Annotated in this window: 19 protein-coding genes; 9 read left to right on the top strand and 10 right to left on the bottom strand. The window is 48.2% G+C overall.

Translation table 11 applies throughout. The annotated features are described in order from the left end of the window. Positions 1-292 precede the first annotated feature (292 nt). From NKT06_RS01940 to chrA, 6 genes are all read left to right on the top strand, one after another. A complete protein-coding gene (locus tag NKT06_RS01940) occupies positions 293-724 on the top strand; it encodes a GAF domain-containing protein (RefSeq protein WP_253429311.1) in 432 nt (143 codons plus the stop codon). A 104-nt stretch (positions 725-828) separates the two neighbouring features. Beyond that, entirely contained in the window at positions 829-1,479 is a 651-nt protein-coding gene (locus NKT06_RS01935) for a response regulator (RefSeq protein ID WP_017691068.1), read from the top strand. After that, complete coding sequence (locus tag NKT06_RS01930; RefSeq protein ID WP_253429309.1) at positions 1,472-2,587, top strand: PAS domain-containing sensor histidine kinase; 1,116 nt, start codon at positions 1,472-1,474, stop codon at positions 2,585-2,587. The genes NKT06_RS01935 and NKT06_RS01930 overlap by 8 nt, the downstream gene beginning before the upstream one ends. A 270-nt stretch (positions 2,588-2,857) precedes the next feature. Then, positions 2,858-3,352: a chromate efflux transcriptional regulator ChrS gene (gene chrS / locus NKT06_RS01925; protein WP_062837151.1), complete on the top strand. Its 495-nt coding sequence runs from the start codon at positions 2,858-2,860 to the stop codon at positions 3,350-3,352. Between the two features lie 12 nt (positions 3,353-3,364). After that, positions 3,365-3,952: a chromate efflux transporter ChrB gene (chrB, locus tag NKT06_RS01920; RefSeq protein WP_253429307.1), complete on the top strand. Its 588-nt coding sequence runs from the start codon at positions 3,365-3,367 to the stop codon at positions 3,950-3,952. 2 nt (positions 3,953-3,954) lie between these two features. Further along, positions 3,955-4,500, top strand: coding sequence for a chromate efflux transporter ChrA (gene chrA / locus NKT06_RS01915; protein WP_253429305.1), 546 nt, complete (start codon positions 3,955-3,957; stop codon positions 4,498-4,500). Between the two features lie 367 nt (positions 4,501-4,867). On the opposite strand, the gene NKT06_RS01910 is transcribed toward chrA, so the two are convergent. Next, entirely contained in the window at positions 4,868-7,240 is a 2,373-nt protein-coding gene (locus tag NKT06_RS01910) for an Ig-like domain-containing protein (protein WP_253429303.1), read from the bottom strand. 211 nt (positions 7,241-7,451) lie between these two features. On the opposite strand from NKT06_RS01910, the gene NKT06_RS01905 reads away from it, so the two are divergent. Then, positions 7,452-8,057, top strand: a complete 606-nt coding sequence (locus tag NKT06_RS01905) for a methyltransferase domain-containing protein (RefSeq protein ID WP_253429301.1) — start codon at positions 7,452-7,454, stop codon at positions 8,055-8,057. A 171-nt stretch (positions 8,058-8,228) separates the two neighbouring features. Here NKT06_RS01905 and NKT06_RS01900 read toward each other — a convergent pair whose 3' ends face one another. From NKT06_RS01900 to NKT06_RS01870, 7 genes are all read right to left on the bottom strand, one after another. Further along, positions 8,229-9,365 carry a glycoside hydrolase family 88 protein gene (locus tag NKT06_RS01900; protein WP_253429299.1) on the bottom strand — a complete coding sequence of 379 codons (1,137 nt, stop codon included), beginning with the start codon at positions 9,363-9,365 and terminating at the stop codon, positions 8,229-8,231. Between the two features lie 128 nt (positions 9,366-9,493). Beyond that, entirely contained in the window at positions 9,494-11,458 is a 1,965-nt protein-coding gene (locus NKT06_RS01895; RefSeq protein ID WP_253429297.1) for a glycosyl hydrolase, read from the bottom strand. Further along, complete coding sequence (locus NKT06_RS31835; RefSeq protein WP_253429295.1) at positions 11,455-13,443, bottom strand: heparinase II/III domain-containing protein; 1,989 nt, start codon at positions 13,441-13,443, stop codon at positions 11,455-11,457. Before NKT06_RS31835 ends, NKT06_RS01895 begins: the two co-directional genes overlap by 4 nt. Positions 13,444-13,683: 240 nt before the next feature. Continuing rightward, a complete protein-coding gene (locus NKT06_RS01885; RefSeq protein WP_253429294.1) occupies positions 13,684-14,340 on the bottom strand; it encodes an SGNH/GDSL hydrolase family protein in 657 nt (218 codons plus the stop codon). Positions 14,341-14,455: 115 nt separating this feature from the next. Beyond that, entirely contained in the window at positions 14,456-15,253 is a 798-nt protein-coding gene (locus NKT06_RS01880) for an NAD-dependent epimerase/dehydratase family protein (RefSeq protein WP_253442336.1), read from the bottom strand. Between the two features lie 110 nt (positions 15,254-15,363). Then, complete coding sequence (locus tag NKT06_RS01875) at positions 15,364-15,693, bottom strand: AzlD domain-containing protein (protein ID WP_076319591.1); 330 nt, start codon at positions 15,691-15,693, stop codon at positions 15,364-15,366. Beyond that, positions 15,684-16,388, bottom strand: a complete 705-nt coding sequence (locus NKT06_RS01870; RefSeq protein ID WP_253442334.1) for an AzlC family ABC transporter permease — start codon at positions 16,386-16,388, stop codon at positions 15,684-15,686. Before NKT06_RS01870 ends, NKT06_RS01875 begins: the two co-directional genes overlap by 10 nt. A gap of 489 nt (positions 16,389-16,877) precedes the next feature. On the opposite strand from NKT06_RS01870, the gene NKT06_RS01865 reads away from it, so the two are divergent. Next, entirely contained in the window at positions 16,878-18,836 is a 1,959-nt protein-coding gene (locus NKT06_RS01865) for a methyl-accepting chemotaxis protein (RefSeq protein WP_253429292.1), read from the top strand. A 103-nt stretch (positions 18,837-18,939) separates the two neighbouring features. Here NKT06_RS01865 and NKT06_RS01860 read toward each other — a convergent pair whose 3' ends face one another. Both NKT06_RS01860 and NKT06_RS01855 read right to left on the bottom strand, forming a co-directional pair. Beyond that, positions 18,940-20,136 carry a DUF2087 domain-containing protein gene (locus NKT06_RS01860; RefSeq protein WP_253429290.1) on the bottom strand — a complete coding sequence of 399 codons (1,197 nt, stop codon included), beginning with the start codon at positions 20,134-20,136 and terminating at the stop codon, positions 18,940-18,942. 273 nt (positions 20,137-20,409) lie between these two features. Further along, complete coding sequence (locus tag NKT06_RS01855; protein WP_253429288.1) at positions 20,410-22,383, bottom strand: methyl-accepting chemotaxis protein; 1,974 nt, start codon at positions 22,381-22,383, stop codon at positions 20,410-20,412. 233 nt (positions 22,384-22,616) lie between these two features. Between NKT06_RS01855 and NKT06_RS01850 the strand changes: the two genes are divergently transcribed. Then, positions 22,617-24,050, top strand: a complete 1,434-nt coding sequence (locus NKT06_RS01850) for a serine hydrolase domain-containing protein (protein WP_253429286.1) — start codon at positions 22,617-22,619, stop codon at positions 24,048-24,050. The last annotated feature ends 143 nt before the right edge of the window (positions 24,051-24,193 follow it).

The raw sequence follows: 24,193 nt of genomic DNA, 5'->3' as shown, positions 1-24,193 counted from the left end.
AACGAGAAACTCCCTGAATTTGCTGTGAGAAAAGTCACATTTCACCGATATGCCTCATCCTTCGCATTCCTCCAATCCCTTGGTGTACCTGTTTCAGGAGTCCTCCACTGCCCAGGTTCAGTAGATTATGAAACGGAAATAGGGGTTTTCCCTGAATTACAATGTACGAGAAAGGGTCTACAATAGAATTAACATTGTAATACCCTTACTTTAAGATGAATCCTGTTCAAAGGTTAATGATAATAATTACACGTTACGTACGTTATAATCCGAAAAAAGGAAGTGTCCTCTCATGCATGATGAACTGCCATCTGGCATTCAGGAGATGATCGACGGCCTGCGCCTGAACACATCCAGCGACTTCTGTGGACTTGCCTGTCTGAACGGGACGATGCTACGCTGGAAGTATACCTCTGGGGCTAGTAATGAACGGGTGAAACGCATGGAAATGCGCCCCGGACAAGATCTGGTGGGCACCGCCCTTCGGACTGGACGCACAGCCCGATCTGATGCACAATCCTCCGGGGAGCATACACCCGGTCGTTGCCCGTTAATGCTTGCTGAGCGGCTGGTAAGTGCTATAGCGGTACCTGTATTCCAGGAAGGAAGCGTGCCTGGCGCCGTGCTGCTCGTTGGCAGCAGACTGCCCTGCACCTTTTCACCAAACATGGTCCGACAGACGGAGCAAGTCGCTCTACATCTTCAGCCGAAGGTGTTTGGATAGAAAGTTTGGAGTAGCGCGAGAAGCGATTCAGAGAATTAACCTCTGAGCCGCTTCTTTTTGTTATGATATAGATAGAACTGAGGAAGCGGACAGGGGGAAATCATGTGATTCAACTATTAGTGGTAGACGACCATGTTGTCGTGCGTTCCGGGCTGATCGCCTTACTTGAAGGAAAGAATGATATACATATCGTTGGAGATGCCGCAGATGGCGATGAAGCCATTGCCAAGGCTCAAGAGTTGAAACCAGATGTGGTCTTGATGGATTTTAGCATGCCGCCAGGCAAAGACGGTCTAACCGCTACGGCTGAATTGAAGAAATTGATGCCAGATGTCTCCATTTTGATACTAACCATGCATGACGATGAAGAATATCTGTTCCGCGCCATCCATGCGGGAGCATCCGGATATATTCTCAAAAGTGCGCCGCATGAAGAATTGCTTGCCGCAATTCGTTCCGTAGCAGAGGGTAGCGCCTATCTGTACCCCAGTGCGACCAAGCGGCTGATGAGTGAATATCTGGACAAAGCCAAACAGGAAAACGCCGGACCGTATGACACGTTATCCGAGCGGGAGAAAGAGATTTTGTCCTGGATTGCCAAAGGTTATGCCAACAAGGAAATTGCCGAACATCTGATCATCAGTGTCAAAACGGTCGAATCCCACAAAAGCAATCTGATGGAGAAACTTGGCCTGCGTACACGCCCGGAACTGGTGAAGTTCGCCATGAAAAAGGGGTTGCTGAACTTTGAGTAGTGCACGCAAGAACAGACTAAGTGGACTCGCAGACCAGCCCGTACGCCTCTTGCTGAACGAAATCGATAATCACATTACGGATAATGAATTTCGCAGCAGGTTGAAAGGTTCCCTGCATCAATTGAGTGATTTGAAATTTGCTCTGGATGAGTCCTCCATTGTTGCTCTCACAGACCGCAAAGGGAAAATCCAATATGTGAATGATAAATTCTGTGAAATCTCACAGTATGAGCGCGAGGAACTGATCGGTAAGGATCATCGAATCATTAATTCCGGATACCATGGCAAAAGCTTTATGAAAAACCTGTGGGAGACGATATCCTCAGGTAAGGTATGGAACGGGGAAATTCGCAATCGTGCCAGAGATGGCAGTCATTATTGGGTCAACACCACCATTGTGCCTTTCCTTGATAACGACGGCGAGCCATATCAATACCTGGCTGTACGTAGTGAGGTCACCAAGCTAAAATCCGTTGAAGCCGAATTGCAGAAGATGATGTCCCAGGTCATGAATATTCAGGAAGAGGAACGACGCCGAATCTCGCGTGAACTGCATGACGGGATTGGACAGAGTCTCTTCTCTCTGGTGATTCAGATGGACCGACTGCTGGCAGACCAGCCTCAACCCGGGGTTGAATCACTTCGTAAGCAGGTCACGGGTATTATGGAAGATGTACGTGGTATGGCATGGGAGCTGAGACCGTCCGTTCTGGATGACCTGGGTGTTGTTCCGGCGATTCGTACGTATATCGAGAATTACACCCGTCACTACGGGATCGAAGTTGATCTGGAATGTAATTTGCGCAAACGTCTGGAGATGAACCGGGAGATAGCCATCTACCGGATTATTCAGGAAGCCTTAACCAATGTCGCGAAGTATGCCGATGTTGCCGAGGCACGTGTTACTATAGAAGACGCTGAGGACATGACGATGGTTATTATTGAAGACCAGGGTGCCGGATTCAGCGAAGCAACTGCTGGCAATGGCGTTGGATTGTTCAGTATGGAAGAGCGTGCCCGTGGTGCAGGAGGAACGTTGAGAGTTTCTTCCGAGCCTGGCGAAGGGACTACCGTTACCCTTTTACTGCCCAAGACAGCCCGAGCATAACCGGACATGCTTCGTATCACACTTTGCGCTTCACTCCAGCTTATCTATTATTTAACGGCTGCTCGCTATTGGACTGTGCGAGTGGTCTTTTTATTTCCGATTGGTCGAAATGACAAAATGAAGGCTCAAAATCGGTTAATTTCAATAATCATGATAAATAGATTGACTCCAATTACGATTCGTCATTAAACTATGAATGCCACATACACATTGTATGTTTAGTAAAATTCCATTGTTCATTTCATATAGCGAAAGAAAAGGATGGTCAACATGTCAGAGAAACGCTCCTCCAAAGGAGGAGAAATTCCACAAATGTACAATCTCGACGAGATGGATCGCAAAATCATCGCCGCGCTTCACAAGAACAGCCGGATATCCTACACGGACCTGGGTACACAGATTGGATTGTCGCGTGTAGCTGTTCAGGCGCGCATTAATGCGTTATCCGAAAAAGGAATCATCGAACGTTTCACCGTGGTGATCAACCCTGGCAAGGTTGGGCTTCAGGTCTCGGCCTTTTTTAATGTCGATGTCGAACCGCCCTTCCTGGATGAAGTCGCTGAGAAACTGGACGAAGAGCCCGCCGTCACCAGCCTTTATCATATGACAGGCCCGAGTACTCTGCACATGCACGGTATTTTTGCGGATATGGAAGAGATGGAGCAGTTCTTGCTGGAGAAGCTCTATAAGATGCCAGGTATCGTCAAAGTGGAATCACAGCTATTGTTGAAACGTTATAAAAGCCGGATGGGCATGAGACTCTAGGAGGAAATCAGCATGGGTTGGAAAGATTACAACGGTCTCGTCATCGGAATGGTACGGACCGGAATTCTCGGATATGGCGGTGGCCCTTCGGTTATTCCGTTAATCCGTTATGAAGCCGTTACGCGTTATAAATGGGTCAGTGATGAGGAGTTCGGCGAGATTTTGGCTATCGCCAACGCCTTGCCGGGTCCCATCGCGACCAAGATGGCCGCATATCTCGGTTATAAAACCAAAGGTGTACTGGGCGCGATTGTGTCCGTACTCGCTCATATTTTACCGACAAGTATCGCCATTATTGCTCTGCTCGGTTCCATGTACGCGCTACGCGAGTCGAAAGTGGTAGCAGGTATGGTAGCCGCCGTGCGGCCGGTCATTTTTGTCATGCTGGGCATGATGGCTTATGAATTTGCCATGAAAGCCTGGAAGGGACTCGGCAAAGTTTTTGCCGCCCTATTCGGCGTAATTGCCTTTGTACTGTTGCAGCTGCTCGATATCCATCCGGGGATTGTAATCGCCGTTTTCCTTGGATATGGTGTCTTCCATCTGGAACTGGTCCAGCGCTTCAAATCCAAAGGCAACTCCGATAAGGGGGTGTCCTAAGGATGCTCCAGACATGGTGGGAATTATTTTGGGGATTTTTCGTAGCCAACATCTTGGGATATGGGGGCGGTCCAGCTTCCATTCCGCTTATGCAGGAAGAGATTGTGAACCATTATCAATGGATGACCACAGAGCAATTCGGGGATGTACTGGCGATTGGTAACGCCCTTCCCGGTCCGATTGCAACCAAAATTGCTGCATTTGTCGGGTATCACGTGGCAGGCTGGTTTGGGGCACTTATTGCAAGTTTTGCTACAATCGTGCCTTCCGCAACCGCACTAATTATATTACTTCGTCTGTTGAACAAACATCGCACGTCACCGAAAGTCAAAGGCATGACCCTACTCGTGCAGCCTGTCATCGCTGTACTCATGATTCTGCTTACATGGGAATTCGGGCAGCTATCCACTGATTCCATCGGCATCTGGCAGACGTTGATCATTGCAGGTATCTCGCTCTGGGTCATGACCAAGACCAAGCTACATCCAGCCATTCTAATCGTTATCGCTTTTGCCTATGGTGCACTGGTACTGTCTCACACGATGTAGTTATAGAACATAGTGAGTAAATTTGGCGAATGGCAAGACTATTTTCATTTTCATTTTCTAAGGAACTGAGGACGTCTTATTTGGTCTTAAGGTGCTCTTTTTAAATTGTAAGGAACATCAGACATGTTATTTACCAAAATCACCAGACAAAAGCGCTATAAAAGACTGTATTTTCCGATATAGCGTGTCTCAGATTCCTTAGATTTCTACAAACGTTCCTAATCCCTGATTAAGATGTCTCAGATTCGTTAACGCTCCATGCTCCCTTTCAATTCTAGTTTATAGACAAAAAACGGCGACCCCAGCTATCAAGCTGGGGTCACCGTTTTTTATATTACGCGTTTCACGCTCACATTAGGAAAAACAATTACTTCGCTTCAACCACTACCGTTACTTTGGTTTTTACACCTGCAAATGTCACCGTAATCGTCGCTTTACCTTTACCGTTCGCCTGAATAACGCCATCTTTCACCGATGCTGTTGCAATACGGGAAGATTTCCAGAGAGCCGGTTTGGATACATTGGCTTCACTGCCATCAGCATACGTTGCAGTTGCCGCCACAGTTACCTTTTCACCAGGTTTCATGGTCAACGTTACTTTATCCGTCTGCAAATATTTCAGTGTATCCACATCTACAGCAATCGTGACAGACTTGCTGCCGTATTTGGCTGTGATCTTGGCTTTACCTGAACCTGTAGCTTTGACTTTACCTTTGGTCACTTGAGCTACTTTGTAACTGTTGGTTTTCCACTCCGCTTTGTCCGTAACATCACGCTCGCTACCGTCGCTCAAGAAAGCAGTTACTGTCAGATCAGCTGTATCGCCTGATTTCAGGGACAGAGCCGGCTCGGAAGCTTCAATACGTGAGATGACATCCACTTCAACCTGGATCGTCACTTTTTTGGAGCCGTATTCTGCTGTGATGTTGGCTTTGCCACTGCCGTTACCCGTGATCACGCCTTTTTTCACATCCGCTACACGTGCGTTACTGGATTTCCAGGTTGCTTCGGATGTAACATCCAGCGTGTTGCCGTCCTCATCCGTTCCTGTCAGAAGGATGTTCTGTGTTTCTTTGGCAGACAATACGACGAAGTTCACATCTGCTTCCAGTCCACTAGCCATACCTACTTCAACAGGCAGAGTCAGCGTTTTGCCTTCAATCTTCGCTGTAATGGTTGCTTTACCTGTAGCAACACCTGTGATAACCCCTTTGCTATCTACCTCAGCGATTTTGTCGCTGCTGCTGCTCCAGGTTGCATCTTCGGATACATCCTTGGATGTCTCACCGTAAATCGCCAGTACTTTGGCATTGGTCGTTCCACCAACAGCTACTGATGCTTTTTTCTTATCCATTTCATACTTGTCCGGAACGTCAACATTTACTGTAAACTTAGCTGTTTTACCGCCATAAGCTACAGTGATCGTCGCAGTACCGGATTTGTATGCGATCAGATCGCCGTTGGATACATATACAACATCCGCATTGCTTGAAGTCCACGTTGCTTTGGAAGTTACAATTTCTGTGCTTCCATCAATATACTCTGCATTGGCTACCAATGTCTTGGACTTGTTATCGCCCGTAACACTCATAGCGAGTTTGTCATTTACATCTTTGATATCCAGATATCTTGCCGTATCAACATCCACAGCAATTTCTACGGTTTTGCCACTATAGGTTGCCTTGATCGTTGTTGAACCTGCGCTAATGGCTGTGATCTGTCCCTTAAACACCGTTGCAACCTTCTCGTTGCTGGATGTCCATGTTGCCTGATCCGTTACATTCACATCGCTGCTGTTTGGATAAGAAGCCGTTACAACGACATTAGCCGTTTTGGTTGTCTCACTCAAACGGAAGAAAATACTTTGTTTCTCCACACTCAACTTGCTAGTCAGATCCACATCCACGTCAACGGATACGGACTTCGTACCGTATTTGGCTGTGATCTTGGCAGAACCTGCCGAGTATCCTGTAATTTCGCCTTTAAGAACGTCTGCAACTTTCTCGTTGCTGGATGTCCACTCCGCCAGATCGGTTACATCTTTGGTTGTGCCATCTGGATACGTAGCCGTCACTTTCACACTTTCACTTTTGTTTAACAACAGGTTAACCTGCTGTTTATCTACATCTACACGTTTAACCACTTCAACGTTAACATCCACCGTCACGCTCTGGCTGCCAACTTTCGCAGTAATAACTGCCGTACCTGCGCTTTGTCCAGTTACTTTACCATTCACAACGGTAGCAACCTTCTCATCACTTGTAGACCATTCAGCGGTACTTGCTGCTGCATTATTTGTTTCATTGTCACTATACGTTGCTGTCAAAATAATTTCTTTTGTATCTCCCGTGCGCAAATCCAGACTTTGCACGTTTTTCGAAAGGGCTTTGACCTTCTTCGTTACTTTTACTTGAACGGTTTGACTTTGACCCTGGTAAGCTGCGGTAATCGTCGCTGTACCTTCCTTTTTGGCTGTAATTGCGCCATTATATACAGTTGCTATCGAAGTATCACTGGTACTCCAGGATGAACTGATCGTTACGTTTGCCGATGTATTATCAGAATATACACCTGTCACTGTAACGGAACTGGAATCACCAACTTCGAGCGACATTTCATTCTTGGAAACCACAATTTTGGACAGTTCTTTGTCTGCCGCAGCGGCCAAGCCTACGTTGGAAATACTCAGCATCAACACCAGCATCATCACCATGTACTTGGTCAATCTTGGCTTTAACATCATTTCCCCCCGATTATCATCATTTTTTTCCTTATGTTTTATGTCGGCAAGTCCTTTCCAGATGTTTAGACTTTCAGGAAATTTTCAGGGAATTCTATGGAAATTAATTTATCTTCTATTCCTGTTTCAACCGATCATACCTGCAAATATTGCGCATACCTATGTATATTGACTGTCTTGAACTTCTTTTAACAGGATTGGAGGAAACATAATGCGTCAGCCTTTTGATTACATCGGGTATTGGGAGGAAACATATCGTTCGGGTGAAACTTCCGGGAGGGGTTCATACGGGGTTTTGGCTGAATTTAAGGCCGAGGTCGTGAACGGACTGATTCAACGTGAAGGGATTCATCGTGTCATTGAGTTTGGATGTGGGGATGGCAACCAGTTGCAATACATGAATTATGAGGACTACCTGGGCGTGGATGTAGCGGCTTCTTCAGTAAAGCGTTGTGCTTCCCAATTTGCCAAGGATTCGTCCAAGAGCTTCATGCTGTATACACCAGGCCTATGGATTAACCGAGGTTTCCTGCAAGCCGATCTGACGGTCTGTCTGGATGTGTTATATCACATCACGGATGAAACAGATTTTCGCAATACCCTCTATGATATTCTGCACTCCTCAACAGCATGGGTGGTGCTTTACACCCGTTTGAAAGAAAACGGCAACCCGGGGATTGATACAATCCAGGACCGTAATCTGTTCCATTATCTCTACGACTACCCTGATTTCAAAGTACATGAGATTATTCCGCAGCGATATCCGGATCAATCTTCCGCCGACTTTGTTATCCTGAGACGCACGCCTTCGAAGTGAGACGAGTTCTTTTCAATCAAACATATTACACATCATCTGCCTGTCCGCGGCCTCCAATAGAAGGAATATTGTTCGTTCCTCGTATCGGATACAACGTGAGGCGGACAGGTGATGATGGCTTGTTATTGTTGCTACTACTAATTACATGCTAAATCGTTCTTAACTCTTTTTCTAAAATAACCCCGCACGTCCACGCAGCTTCGCCAGCGCTTCCATATAGAAATAATCGCCGTATATAATCGGCACATTCAGCCCTCGCCCTTCCGGGTAATGCACCGTTCCCTGCATGATCAGACCTTCTTCCGCTGCCGAGTCGCCGGAGCTATAGTTCTCATGCAAGCCGCGGACGATACGTTCTCCCGCGGCAGCATAGGTTTCCCCGCGTGGCGACAGCTTCGCCAGCTCTATAAGCCCGCTCGCGGCAATCGCCGCAGCGGACGAATCCCACGCCACCTGATGCTCCGCAGGTGCGCGGAAATCCCACATCGGCACGATCTCTTCGCCAAGCATGGCGAGGAAGAAATCGGCCGCACGCTCCGCTGTCTCCAGATATCGGGCTTCGCCCGTATACCGGAAAGACAGCGCAAACCCATGCAACGCCCAGGCGGTGCCTCGCGCCCAGGCGGAACCTGGAGCATGGCCCTGTCCGCCATGCTCTCGCAGCTTCTGCCCCGTGTGTGGATCGAACTCCACCACGTGGCAGATGGACCCGTCAGCGCGGATAAATTCGCGCGCGACGGTGTCCGCATGTGCTTCCGCCAGCCAGCGGAAGCGAGGATCGCCGCTCTGCTCGGATGCCCAGTAGAGCAGCGGCAGGTTCATCATGCTGTCAATGATGGCTACGCCGCGCGTATCCATTGCTGACGAGCTGAAGTTCCAGGCGCGTATGAACTCACCGCGCACATGGAACCGGGCAGCGAGCAGGTTGGCGGCGAGCATGCCGCGCCGCCGTCCATCCGTGCTGCCCGTCTGGCGGTAGTTGGCTACGCCACTAAGCAGCCAGATGAACCCCAGATCGTGATCGACCGATTCGGGATCACGTAGACAACCTTCCAGTTGCCGCTCACAACTTTCGGCAATGCGATGTAGCGGAGCGACCGCTTCATTTTCCGGCGCATCTCCATGGACCAACCATAACAGTCCAGGCCAGAAACCTGCTGTCCACCATTCCGGATCATTCCGGTCATACGTCCCTTGCGGGGCGATATGTGGAAATGTATCCTTGATCCGCTTCGCATTCCGAATCGTTTTGGCAGCTCCCTGTTGCCACGCTTCCTCCAGCCATTTTACCGACGTTGATGTGTTCATGAACATATCCCTCCTCGATTCAATACCGGACATCTTTGCTTGATGCTCCAGTTCAACCTCAACTTATTCATCCAGGAATAACACGTTTAACTATCATCGAGATGTTTCGAGGTCTAATGATCCTCGACCTAAACGCCTTCCTGTGTAACCTCGCCCAATCGGACCGTAAAGGTCAGACTACGTGCTCCGTTCACTTCAATCCTCGCTTCTTTCAGCAACCCATTACGGGAAGCCACGGCCTGATCCTCCAGATGAATAATGGCTTCCTGATCCAGCGCTGTAGATTCTACATAGGCCCCCCGATACTCCGTTCGCACGCTTTGATCCGTATGAGTAATCACCGCCTGTTCACGGCCATCATGGAACATCAACGGAATGAGTGCACCTGCCGCCGTGATCTCACCTTCGAATTCATACGTTATAGTCAGCAAGTCTGCCTGTTGCACATAATGAGTACGCAATGTTTCAATTCCAGGTAATGGACCGACCCATGTCACGGCAAAAGAATTCTCCAAGGCATTAACACCATCTTCTGATGCTCTTTCCGCCAGATGCTGCTCCACTTGGTTCCGGGTATCATGGTCCACCTTCTCATATACAATGGAACCACCTCCCTGAGCAGGATCTAATCCAACATCCCGATCATATGTACCACCCAATGGAATACCCTCTGCAAGACTGTGCCATACCCCATCTGGTGTCTTCCAGGCAGGACAATAGCTGAGCGGGCGGACCACCCCTTCGGCAAATTCCGTGAATCCGGCCTGCACATGACTGGCAGCGGAAGGACCAATCAGACCAGGTAACCCCGTCTGCTGAATCCGTACCAAACCAGGGATCGTATACGGATCATTCATCGCCGTGTGTAATACCAGTTGCTGACCAGGTATGGAAGCAATCACAGTTTCGAACCACCCATCCGTCTGCAAAACCCTACTGCCCACCTCGGAAGGAAGGTACACTTCGCCCACATCATCTCCCGGATCACTGAGACAAGCGTGGGCCAGCGCTGCTGCTGTCCACAGGTTGTAACAGGTGTGGTTGGTATAGATTTCATACCCGTGCCGATCTTCTGGCGAGTATTCATTGCGCACGATTTTCAAACGTCCATCATCCATCTTCCAGCGCTCAACAGCAGCAAAACACCGATTGGCCGCACGTGCGAATGCACCCGCCATCACCGGATCTCCCGCCTCCAGAGCCTGCGTTGCATGTGTGGAGCATACATAAGCTGCGGCAGCTTCATTCCACTGATGCTGGGAGCTACGACCACGCGGTGGAATCTCACCTAGCGGCGAGAGCGTCAGTAGCGAGCTGAAGGCACCATGGCGCAGCTGTTCACGTAACGTATCGGCAGTGGTTCCAACGTAACCAGCTTCAAGCATCACCCCAAGGTGATAACGGGTGGCAATATCATAGGAAAATGGACAATTCGGTCGATCCAGCGGTCCATCCTGATACAATCCGAGTGCTGTAAATCGGGGCACATGATAGGCTTCCAGATAACGATCCATCCACGCAGTACCCTGATTCGCCAGCTGTTCACGCCACCGCAGATACTCGCCAGAGATCATAATAGCGTTCCAGTTAATCATGCGGTTGGGATTGTTCATCTTGCTCATCGTAAATACATAATCTTGTTCAGGGTGGATCGTCTTGAGTGCCTCAGCCCAGATCTGTGCTTGTTCAGGCAGATGTGACTTCAACAACATATAGGCTCTCATCATGAGCACCGGAAAAAAATCAGGGTGATTGTCAGGTGCGCTACCATTGACTAAGGCATCAATGCTCTGTGACAGGGCTACCGCTGCGGAATCCAGCAGATCTGTACGTCCCGCATCAACCAGAACTGCCGCAGCCATCGCATAGGCCGGTGTAGAATAATATCTCTCCACACCCGAGAACGGGTCGATAATTGCACCCTGGCTGTCCTGATATGGCGTGTAAGCGCGAACCACACTCTCAACAAGTGCCAACTTGCGCTCCCTATTCCAGCCGTCTGCCGGAGGAGGGCCCGCTTGCTCTGCCAATGAACGGTAACGTTCGAGTTCATCTTTCCATGGATATGTGGACGCAGATGTATATTTACTCACGTATGCTCACCTCGGTTTCTCCCATTTTTCGGTTCAATGCTGAAGTGTACCTCACATACCGTTTCAATCAGATCAGAACTTTCTATCCGAACATCAGTCTCATTAATCACACCTGTCCATGATAGTGACGTTCGATAGAATGTGACTGGAACATTGTCATGATCGACGGTGTTCATTGCTTCCGTAAATACTTGCCAGTGGTTGGCATCATACACCATATGGACCGTTCCATGTACACCTTGCCAGCGAAGATTACCGCTCTTCACCACTTCAGGCTGCACTCTGCTCACCCATCGTTCCACAACGCTTGAATATCCTGCATCTGAATCATCCGCCGAAGAGAATGGTTCTGCCGAAGACTCCCTCCTGCTCTTCCATTGAAAACGGTCAATCAGACGCAATTCCGCTCCATCTCTACTGCCGTCAGGGTTCAATGCCCAATGGAATTGACGTGTATAACGAGCCAGTGAAGCAGCTCCAGGGTATGCGGATGTCAGATCCAATGTTGTATTCAGCTCACCGCCATCCGCTGCCAGTTTTGCCTCTAACACATGGGCTTGCGCTTGCTGGCCCGAGCTTTGCTCCTGCCCTTCAATGAGCGGAACGTTATGCCCGGATGACGAGATGTGGAACAGGCGCTCTCTGCCTGGCGCAAAATACGCTTGGGTATACAACCCTGCTCCCGGATCACACAGGATATTCTCACCACCGCAATGGATAATGAACTGACCCAGATCATTATGGTTGTGAGGTTCATCGTTATGCCCGCCTTTAACGGAAATAGCCACATGAAGGGGCGCGCCGCTGGAACGTTGATTACCCGGAGAATGAAGCACACCCTTCGCAACCATCCAGCCCAGATTTTGAAAAATAAATCCACGTTCAACCTGTCCAGAGGCTCCTTCATCACCATATACTGCCGGATCGCTCCACATCACATTCCGCACTAGATGTGCCCAGCGATGACAGGGATCATCGGTAAACAGTGGAATATGAAGCGGCAGATCTACCTGCAACCCCACCCGGGACGCGAGCAGGGAGAGTAGTCCGGAAGGAATCTCTTCCTGCTCGGCACTGTCCGAATAATTCACGAATGTGCCGCCCGACAGATGAACTCGCAGCGGGAAGGCTGCGATGGCTGCTATTTTGGAACCTGTCAGCAGATCTAGTTCACCCTCACTGTACTCACGAAGCATCTCGGCATAATAGGTGAAATAACCGAATCCATATACCCAATATCCAATGCCTTCAGCACAGCCGCCATCCTCGCCATAACCGCTCAGGAATGCGTTCATACAACCGACCGTATGGGAGATCGATTCCCTTAGCGTGGTCTCATCCTCCGACAGCAACAATGCGGCCATGCCGCAGCAGCCACCACAGACCGCCGACCAATTGTGATCCGCTGTCTGCCAGTGGAACTTCTGCTGATCTCGGTAAAGCGGGGCGAAGATTCGTCGCTCTGCTTCATACCTGATCCGTTCTATGACAAGACGATCCAGCCGATCGGCGTGAATGGTCACCATCTCTGCCAGCATATGTACTGTCTCTGCGGCGAACAGATCAATGTTTCCATTCACCTGATCGACCTCTCCCGTACCCAAATGTGCGGGCAAGCACCACGTATACTCACCACACACGTCCCACAACATTTCCTCCAGCGCTTGCAGTGCATCCGGCCTAGCTGAATCCAATGCGAGCATCGCCACAGCAGCCAACCTGCCCCTTCGATCGAAATAAGCTTGCTCATAAGCTTTCCGCTCACCCGTCTCACTGAACTGGCGGTATAGACGGAACGATAAGGAAGGCAAGGGTTCGTTCAAGGCGCGTTCACCGTAAGCCTTTAAGTCTGTGTATAACGTAGCCAATTCAGGCCGGGATAACTTCTCCAAGAGTCTGTCGGCATTTAAGGAACTCAATGCTCTGCTCTCAGTACCACGTTGGTTTATATTTTCATTTTCGACTTCGTGAATGGAATCTTCCACTGGATTCACCACTCTTCGTTAATGGATTGTCATACCTATATTATAATGTAATCGATTTCATTTCACCGGATATAATGGCATTTTTGAATAATTATCCATTAGAACACTTTCCACGATGTTACTTCCTTCTCCTTCCTGACCAAAAAAAAAACGAAGAACCTCAGTCAGGTTCTCCGTTGCATTCTGCCTGTTACCACAGGCTTTTGATAGCTATCTCATATTGTTAAGTATTCGTTTGGGTTACACAATCGCAAGCGGAGAATTCTGTACAACAGACAACCATTGGCGTGCAATCAGCTCATGGCCTGCCGCGGTTGGATGTACGCCGTCCCATAACCAGTACGCTGCATCCGCCTGCTTCAGAGCATCATTAAACGTCTGCTGCAATGGCACCCACACCGCTCCGAATTCTTCAGCAAGACCTTGAGCCAGTTTTTGATATTGACCGATATACGCCTCCCAGGCTTCCCATTTCTCAGCAGTCGCTCCGGTATTCAGGATAAAAGGTTCCATCAAAACCAGCCCCGTATCCGGCATCACTTCCCGTGTTTCTTCGAGCAAATGGCGATACGCCCGTCCGAAACGATCCGTTACCCCGCTAGCTTCACCATTCATCGTGCGCCAAGCATCATTCACCCCAATCAGGATGCTGATCAGGTCTGGTTTCAGACTAATTGTATCCTCATTCCAACGTGCGTACAGATCAGATGCCCGATCCCCGCTGATACCTCTGTTATAGAACGTCTTATCCTTGCCCGCCAGTTCCATACCCAGTTTGCTGGAGATCAGATACGCATACCCGTGACCGAGAAAATGATTCGGATCATCATTGCGTGATCTTCCCCCATCTGTAATCGAGTCTCCCTGAAACAATATAACGGATGGACTTGTACTCATGATTGAAATCGTTCCTTCCTCTTGTGCAAAATGGAAACACTGAACACCTCAGTCTCCATTTTATCCCTTTCGGCTACAATAGAAAATAGCGTTTTCATCACAAAGTGTCGCCTTCTTATGAATCCTTCGGTTCTTTCTCCACATGGCCTCCGCCCTGGAAGGCTGTCTCATCCTGTTTATCGGGCACGCCTCTAAGTTTTGCCTCTTCCCACAACTCCGCTGCATCATCCTGTGGAATGTATCCAATCTTCTTCGCCAGGTAGCCAATGTCATAGTAATTATCCGTATTCGCCGAGGTCCCATACAGATTCAAGTACTTCATATCCGAATCCGCCTCAATACAGCACTCGGCGAGCTGGACCATGTCTCTTGGTGAGATCCAGATATGAGCCGAGCGCTCCGAGTGCGGGAATGTATCACCGGAGAAGTTTCCAATCCGAATGTTGAAGGAGGACAGGTCATATTTGTCGACATAATAACGTCCCAGCAGTTCAATATAACATTTGCTAAGTCCGTAGAAGCTGTCTGGTCGGTACGGATCGTCCACTTCAATATCCTCACCTGTAGGATAGAATCCTGTCGCATGGTTGGAACTTGCAAAGATCACTCGCTGAACACCGTTCAACCGTGCTGCTTCATACACATGGTAGGCCCCGGTTACGTTGATCGGCAGAACTTTGCCCAGAAAATCTTCCTCATCCTTAGCCCATGCAATGTGCAGAACGGTGTGAACCCCTTTCATCAGTTCTTTCAGGCGTTCCCCATCTGTCACATCCATGGCTACAATGCCAGCTTCCTTGTCCTCAAGCAGATCAGCTGCAACGATGTCATACGAACCCTTGGCTCTCAGCCCCTCCAGCAGGCTGCGACCGATGACACCGGCAGCTCCCGTAATTAACAGCTTGCGCTTCAGTTCACTCATGAATCCAGCTCCCTTCGCTCAGATAGGCTATCCGCCCTTTATAGAACAGTATTAACCGATCAGGCGAAGGAATTACCGGATGTTACAATACAACCAAGCTATTATCCGATCCAGTATCGCAAGATCATCATAGCCACAATACCGACCAATACGGTTCCAAGCAGACTGCGTGTCCAGATGGCTACTGCAATCGTAGGCAGGGATGCCCACAGAGCTGCATTTTGCGTAATCGGCACCAACTGGTTGTCCGACATGAACAGTTCCTGACCAATCAATGCTGCCATGACTGCGACGGGTACATACTCCAGCCAACGTAACAACCACATTGGAATCTGTATCTTGCTGAACAGCATCAGTGGCAGTACACGCGGGATAAATGTTAACAGCGCCGACCCCATAATAATCCAGAATACATCCCATCTTACTTCCATCGTTCCATGAACACTCCCATCGTTGCCGCAATGACCGCAGCCACAATGACACTCATGCTGCCCAGTGAAGCCATGCTGGCGAAGATTACACAGACCACAGCGATGATGGCCACATTAATGTGTATTTTTTTGTTTTTACGATGCACCAACTGGAGTACAACCAGTCCAATAAACATCGCTGGCAGGGCATAATCCAGACCCAGTCGTTCCGGATTGGTGATCCAGCGTCCAAAGTACGCTCCCGCCATATTAGCCACGAACCAGTTCAGATATGCGGTAATATTCAGACCGTGCATCCACCGTTCACTGAGCCTTTCCCTGCCAATCGCACGTGTCATTGCCACACCGAAAGACTCATCCGTAAGTAATGAACCGATCCACATATTTTTAAGCGGGGTTAGATGCCGAAAATACGGTGATACAGCTGCACTCAGCAGCAAATGACGAAGATTCACAAAAAATATGGTGAACATGATAGCTACTGCTGACCCATTCGATGCGAGCATGCCCGCTGCAATGAACTGGGCCGATCCTGCATATAAAATCAGGCTGAGTAGCGCCGTTTCCGCCAGACTCAGACCTGCGGTCATCTCAATGACACCCGCTGCAAAGCCTATACTCAAATAGCCAAGCAGGGTTGGGATACAATCTTTGACCCCTTGCATGAATGTAGCATGATCCTGGACCTCTTCCATGTTCTCCTGTCCAGATATCTGTAGTGTACTTTGGTCCAACTGCGGTACAACCCCTCTCCAATTTTTGTCTCCATCAACCGATATATATGGATGTAGATCCATTCAGGTCCATTTTTCATGAAAACAACTTCTTTGTGTATTCAACATGATCAGGTACATGTCTTGTGGATTTCGAAATTTGCAAAATTTCATTTCACATTAATTCAGAAATATACCACAAGATGTGCACTAATGGAGTGACAGATTAATTTTTACAGAACAGATGTAATCCTAAATACCTATAAAACCAAAAAATATTTTCGTAAAACTCATAAATAATGTTGAATAAACTCGAATTTTGTCATACGATAGCACCAGAAACTTTTGGAAAGAATGGAACGAAATATCTTTTAACAGTTGGACTTGTCCACTAGACATGGGGATGAGTTACACAGAGGGAGAATGTGTATGAAGAAGATTAATAAACAAAGGGCCAGGAGAACGCTGCAGATGAGAGAGAAACTTATTCTGTCATTTGCCATTGTTCTACTCATTCCCACAATCAGTCTGGGCATTATCTCGTTCCAAACAGCCGAGGCCAAGGTCGAAGAGAAAATGTATGAGAACGCAATTAGCAATGTTACTGTGCTCAACCAGACCATTGATCAGATCATTGGCGCAACACGTAAGAATGTTGATTTCTTGGCAAGTCAGCTGGATGCAGGCAATGTTGGACCTAACCAAGGTGACGAGACGGATACCATACGTACCTTGCTTGACGCGTATAAGGAAACCCATGATGACGTGGAACTTGCCTCCATCGGCACGGATCAAGGCGTGTATATTAACTCCCCTGTAACAGCGGTGAACAAAGAAGGATACGACCCGCGCGAACGCCCATGGTATCAGGCTGCTACGCAGAACAAGGATGTCCCTACCGTAATCACCCCTTACATATCAAGCAATACCGGCAATGTTGTTGCTTCGGTAGCTCAGACCTCGGCAGATGGACACGGTGTCGTCTCTGTAAGTCTTTCGCTTGAGGCTCTCTCCCAGACGGTTAATTCCACAAAGATCGGTGAGAAGGGTTATGTCTATATCATTGATAATGCCAACAAAATCATTGTACATCCTACCGAAAAACCGGGAACCGAAGGAACCATGGAACCCTATAAAGATATTTTTGCACAGAAGAACGGCAGTCTGACTTATACGCTAAATGGAAGCCAGGAACACGCCTTTTTCGCCACCAATGAAACGACGGGCTGGACCGTGGTCGGTGTCATTGATAGTGGTGAAGTAACGGCATCTGTCCGGCCTATCCTGTACACCACACTTATCGTTATTGCGATTGCGATCGCTGTAAGCTCCATCATTATTTTCTGGATAGTGCAATCCATCACCAAACCGCTGAACCGCTTGGTGAAGGCATCTGACGAGATTAGTAATGGTAATCTGACCATCGAGGTTGCTGTATTGGGACAGGATGAATTCGGCAAGCTGAGCACCAGTTTCAATAAAATGAGTGAATCCTTGCGAACCGTTATTCAGGACGTGCGACACACGGCTGACGAGTTAACCGCCTCTTCCACACAGTTGGCAGTCAACTCATCGGAGACAACCAAAGCAACAGAGCAAGTTGCCCTGATCACGGAAGAATCTGCAGCTGGACTTGAGAAACAAACCAGCAGCCTGAAACATACCTCACAGCAGATGAATGAACTGGCTGGCGGTGTGGGACAGGTAACGAACAGCACACAGCAAGTATCTGAAGCTGCTATGCAAGCCAGTGAGCTTGCAGATAAAGGAAATGCCACGATGCAGACGGCCGTATCCGAGATGGATTCCGTCAGTCGCTTCGTGCAAGGTATGGCAGATACTGCTGGACGACTTGGACAGCATTCCACATCCATTGGCGAGATGGTTTCAGTCATTACAGACATTGCTGCACAGACCAATTTGCTCGCGCTTAATGCTTCCATTGAGGCAGCTCGTGCAGGTGAGCATGGACGTGGCTTCTCCGTTGTTGCCAGCGAAGTTCGCAAGCTCGCAGAACAATCCAGCCTGTCCGGCCAGAAGATTGTAGAGATGGTTGGAGCGATTCAACAGGAGATTTCATTGGCCAATCACAATGTACAGGTCGGGCAACAGGATGTTAGCAACGGTATCCGTGCCGTTCAGTTTGCAGATGAAGCTTTTGCCCAGATTAGTCAGGCCGTCGGAGTCGTCAATCATCAGCTTGAGAACATTGCGGCTGCCTCACAGCAGATGTCTGCAAGTACAGCAGAAGTGGTGCAATCGATTGATCAGATCCACGCGATATCGGAAACCAATGCCGATGGAACAGAGAACATCTCCGCTGCTACGGAGGAGCAGGTGGCGTCCATGCAGGAGATATCTTCCTCTGCTGATTCCCTTGCCCATCTGGCTCATAAGCTGCAGAAGCTGGTGGAACAATTCAAGCTGTAACCTCCGTAACACCAAAAGCCCCTTTGCCATCATATTGGCAAAGGGGCTTTTGGGTTATATTTGAGTTATAAGGAACGGGCATTCTAGAATGGAAATGTCCCTCCTATTCAGCAGATTGCTTTTTATCTCCGTGGTACCCTTGATCTCCGTAGGGCTCTAACTGTTCAAACCAACGGTTCAGACATTTGGCGAGTGCATCTTTGGGATCGTAATACGGGTTATCATCTGGCTTCAATGTCTCCAGCACTTCGATTACAAACGCATTCTCTCCATATTCATTCCACTCAGCCTGTAACCTTCGATTCAGATGGCTACCCATCTGTAGCATAAACCGTTGTCCGTTAATGGTTTTCAAGTTAAGCGTGCTGTCGATATAAACTTTGCCGTTACGTTCATTCCGAATCTGGTAGACGCCCGCTTCCGTTTTGACTTCTTTGGCCTGTTCCTGCAATTCTTTGCGACGATTCATTTTCTCCTGCTCCCCCTTTTCTTTGCGCTCCTGTTTTCCAACTTCGGCGCTCTGTTGATCTGCGCGGCTTCCCAGCCAATACTGACTGCCGTCTGGTTCACGTTCCAGCAAACCATAGTCGATGAGATACCTCCGTATTTCCACGTAATCATCATGAACTTCCTTCAGCAGCTCATTGACCTGTTTTTCGGAATATTGGCGCTCTGTCTCGAATCGTTTGGCAATTTCGGTGAGCACGATATATTTATGCTTTTGCTGCATATGAAACGTCGTCAACGGACCGCCGGTACCCTCTGGAAAATACTTGTTTAGCACCTTCTCCCGATCCTGTTCTGTAATATCAAATGAGCCAGGATGGATCGTATGTCCATGTCTTGTCACCGGCGACACCCATTCGGCTGGAGCCTGGGTATCCTTGCTTTTGAGAAGTTCCATTAATGCCAGGAATATCTTGGCCTGCCGTTCCTTCTCCTTCAATACAAACCGATGATTCCGGATTGTGGAGGCACTCCCAATACCAAGAGCTTTCTGTACTTCAGCATCCTTCTTCCCTTCATGAAACTGGGCCAGCAAGCCACGCTGGACATCGGACAATCCGGTTACGCTTTTATCCAGCTCCAGCAAAAACTCAAATACCGATCCATGGACCTTCTCAATATGCACTCGCATATAACGTGCTGCCTCATAGAGCACCCCTTCATCAGGGTAGATAATCCCCTCTTCCGTCCTGTATCCGCAGCAGACGCATGTATAGGCAGCACCCTCCTCCAGATAACCACGCTTGATCTCTTCTAATGAAGCGGTTTGCAACCAGGATTCCGATGATTTCATGGCAAAGCTCCTTTTTATCATTGTTATGGTCATTTCAACCGAATATTAATCATCTATTTTGTATTTTTGTTTGTTTATTTATAGACATAATATATTTTTGTTTATAATATGTCAACATTACTGAAAAGGATACTGTGTTTGAAAACATAACGGACACACCTGTTCAACAGAAAAAGACCGCAGGGTCGCAACCCTGCAGTCTCATCGCAGAAAGCGCATCTCAGCACCTTCCCTAAACATTTATCTTCATTCATTGACTCACTTCAATCACGATTACAACTTAAACCGTTCAATCATGCTTTGCAGATCTTCAGCCATACGCGACAATGCTGCCGAAGATGCTGCCACCTCTTCCATTGTGGCCAATTGCTCTTGAGCCGCCGCCGATCCATCTTCCGTTCCAGAGGCAATTCTGTCCGACAGAACCATTGTATCACTTACTGCTTTGTTAATATGACTCATGCCGCCATCAATCTGACGGGAAGCTGCGGATACTTCTCCAGCTTGCGCAGCCACCAACTGTACAGCAGTACGAATGTTATGGAATGCTTCGCCCGCTTCTGTAACCATCTGCGAACTCTTCACCATACCTTCTCCCGTACGGGCAAAAGTGGATTGCACCGCATTGGTTTTCTCCTGCATCTCATGCATAAGCTCATTAATCCGCTCGGCTGAAGCGCCTGAACTGTGAGCCAGTGTTTTCACTTCGTTGGCTACAACAGCGAATCCTCGCCCTTGCTCGCCAGCTCTTGAAGCTTCAATGGATGCATTCAAGGCGAGAATGTTCGTCTGTTTCGCAATGGCCGTAATCTCGGCCACAATCACCAGAATCTCTTCATTTTTCGCGCGCAGATCCTCAATGACCACAGACATGGCTTTGCTCTCGTCATTCACCTGCTGAATATGGGTAACCGCTTCTTCCACTGTCACCATACCCGCTTCCGACTTGGTGGAAGCATCAAGAGCGATACGGGCGGTGTCTTCAGCACTTGATGAGATCTCTTTGACTCCAATGGACATTTCGCCCACAAGTTGGCCTGTAGCAGCGAGACTGCTGTTTTGCAAAGTCGTTCCTGCAGCTGCATCCTGCATCAGTTCAGCCACCTGTTCTGTGGCTTTTGATGTCTGCTCGGAACTTGCCATCAGCTCTTCCGAAGATGCCGCCAGCTGGCTGGACGTATCATGTACCTCTCCAAGCACATTACGTAGTGAAGTCGTCATCGTGTCGAAGCTTTCTCCAAGCAGTCCGAACTCATCCTTGCGCTGCAAACCTACCCGAACGGTTAGATCACCGGCACTTACTTTCGATGCTGCCTGTGTTAATTGCAGTAATGGCCGATGAATGCTGCGGATAATGAAAACAAGCAGAATCAACCCGATAACCATTGCAGATGCCACAATTGTAATGGAACGAATCAAAATAGGCATTACGGCTTCAGTTGCTTCGGAAGGAACCATCTCACCAACAATTTTCCAGCCTGTCACCGGATTGGTGAAATACACAGCTTCCACTTCGTGACCATCATATGTATACTTCACGGTTCCGCTTTCTTTCGTATACATCTCATTGATGTAAGGTTCATCCGACTGTGTACCGGATTCAATATTGTAATGGAACAGGAACTTACCCCCGTTATCCAGCATGTACAGTTTTCCTTCTTTACCAATACGTATCTGATCTACAGATTCTTTCAGATGATTGAGACTGACATTGGCCCCGAATACCCCTTTGCCATCAGCTAGCTTGGCCGCCGCGGTCACAACCCATTCACCCGTTGAAGCCGATTGGAATGTATCTGAGATTACAGGTTCATCCTGAGACATGCCCATCTTATACCATGAACGCTCTCGAGGATCATAATTCTGTTCTTCGGATTCTGGAGATTTCATCCAGCTGCCATCGTCCGCACCTGCGGTGAGTACACCCAATTCCTTATGATTCTGAGACATCCGATCCATCTGCCTTTGAAGTGCAGGGGATTTATTAATGATATCGTTTGAAGTAACACCCGCAGCCATCTGCGCTGCGTTATCCTTCTCCATATCCAGCATTTGATTTATCTGCAGACTAAGCATTTCTGTTTTGGCCTGTGCGGAACGAATAATTTCCTGCTTAACCTGGTCAGCAGCTTTTTGATAAGACAACCAACCAACGGTAATGCTCGGTACAATCAGGAACAGGAGCAATGCAGCGATCAGGCGTTTTTTTACGGTTAAAGTAAACCAATTTCGAATCCTTTTCTTCATATAAATATCCCCCATCATAATCTTCACCCATCCTTTTATCGGACAATCGCTGTAAAAATATTATGTATAGATACTAAATTGGTACAAATTTAACTTAAATGATTTGATCAGATGATATGAAATATATCCGCTAATCGTTTTGACCCTCTAAGCGAGATCGTTTACAATGCTCATAAGTTGTCTATTCATGAAACGATTGGAAGGGGAGGATTCAAATCTTACGTAAGTCACACATGCAACAACCTGTTTCCACGGTATATTCATCCATGTTCCGTATCCTGTTAGCGTTCATCCTGTGCGCAGGCCCGATTCTGGGACAAGCCGGTATCACGGCAGCCGCAGCCCAGACAACGCAAGCAGTTCACATTGAAGTGAATGGTGAGCAGCAATCCTGGAAGAACGCACCACTTATCATCAAAGGCTCAACGTTTGTTCCATTGCGGGATGTAGTCACATCCGTTCAAGGCACGTTGAAATGGGATAATCGTACCAAGATAGCTACCATTACCGTTGGCAGAGACAAGCTGGTCCATCAGGCTGGCAGCAACTCCATTAAGGTAAACCAGGTTAATCTCGCTACAGGTGTGAATTCACGTACCATTAATGGTACGTTGATGGTGCCTGTCCGGGCCATGGCTAATGCAATTAAGGCAGATATCAAGGTCCAACGTACAGCTACGGGTCAGATGAGTGTGAATATGTTCACGGATCAAGTCAGCCTGCTGAACAGTGAAGTTGCCAGCGTAGATACGTATCTGCGCGAGATCAACTATCCAGGTATGGCACTGATTGCCCGCAATGGTGAAGTTCTGCTAAGACAAGGCTACGGACTTGCCGATGAACAGACGCTGAATCGCCCGGATCAGAAGACCCGAATCGCATCGCTGAGCAAATCCTTCACGGCCGCGTCCATTCTGAGTCTCGTGGAGGAAGGCAAGATTAATGTGCAAGATCCAATCTCCAAGTATATCTCCGGCATTCCGAAGGGAGATCAAATCACACTGCATATGCTGTTATCCCAGACTTCAGGTCTGCCATCCGCATTTGGTCGGAGTGAAGGAACTTCCATGGAAGAGACTGTAGAAGAGATTCGCCACAAAACGTTGAAGTTTGAACCGGGGAGTGCCTATCTATATAGCAACAGTGGGTATGTTTTGCTTGCATACGTCGTTGAACAGGTATCCGGCATGAGTTATGCCGATTACGTACAGCAAACGATCCTGAAGCCACTTGGCATGAAAGATTCGGGAGAGGCTTCCCGTAAAGTGCATACGATTAGTGGTTTTGTTCAAAAAGATAACGCCTGGGTAACTGCTCCTTATTATGTTTCTCAATCCGGATCAGGAACCATCTATTCCACAGTAGACGATATGCTGAAATGGGATCGTGCACTGTATACGGACAAGATTCTAAGCCAGGATACGATTGAACAGATGTATAAGCCTTACTCCGATAAAAACTATGGTTACGCCTGGATTCTCAAAGAGAAGGGCACAAACCGTACCGTCTTCCACAACGGTAGTGGCGGCGGGTTCGCCACAGCCTTTTCACGTAATCTGTCCGATGATATCACGATTATCCTGCTCGGTAACCACGCAGGTATGGACATGACTTCACTTTTGGATCAAGTTGAGGCCAAGACAGCCAAAGCATTGCAATTGCAATAATTTATAATTATTCGTATATATAGAGCAAAGAGACGGTCCTATGAAGGATCGTCTCTTTGCGCAGTATATGTTTTCATTTTTACGTCCCATAATTCCACTTCACTCATCCAACATTTATCTCTGTTACATCCTGCAAAAGGCGA

It is taken from the genome of Paenibacillus sp. 1781tsa1 (assembly GCF_024159265.1).
Taxonomy (GTDB): domain Bacteria; phylum Bacillota; class Bacilli; order Paenibacillales; family Paenibacillaceae; genus Paenibacillus.
The sequence above is the reverse complement of the archived record's forward strand: the minus strand, read 5'-3'. Positions and strand labels throughout refer to the sequence as shown.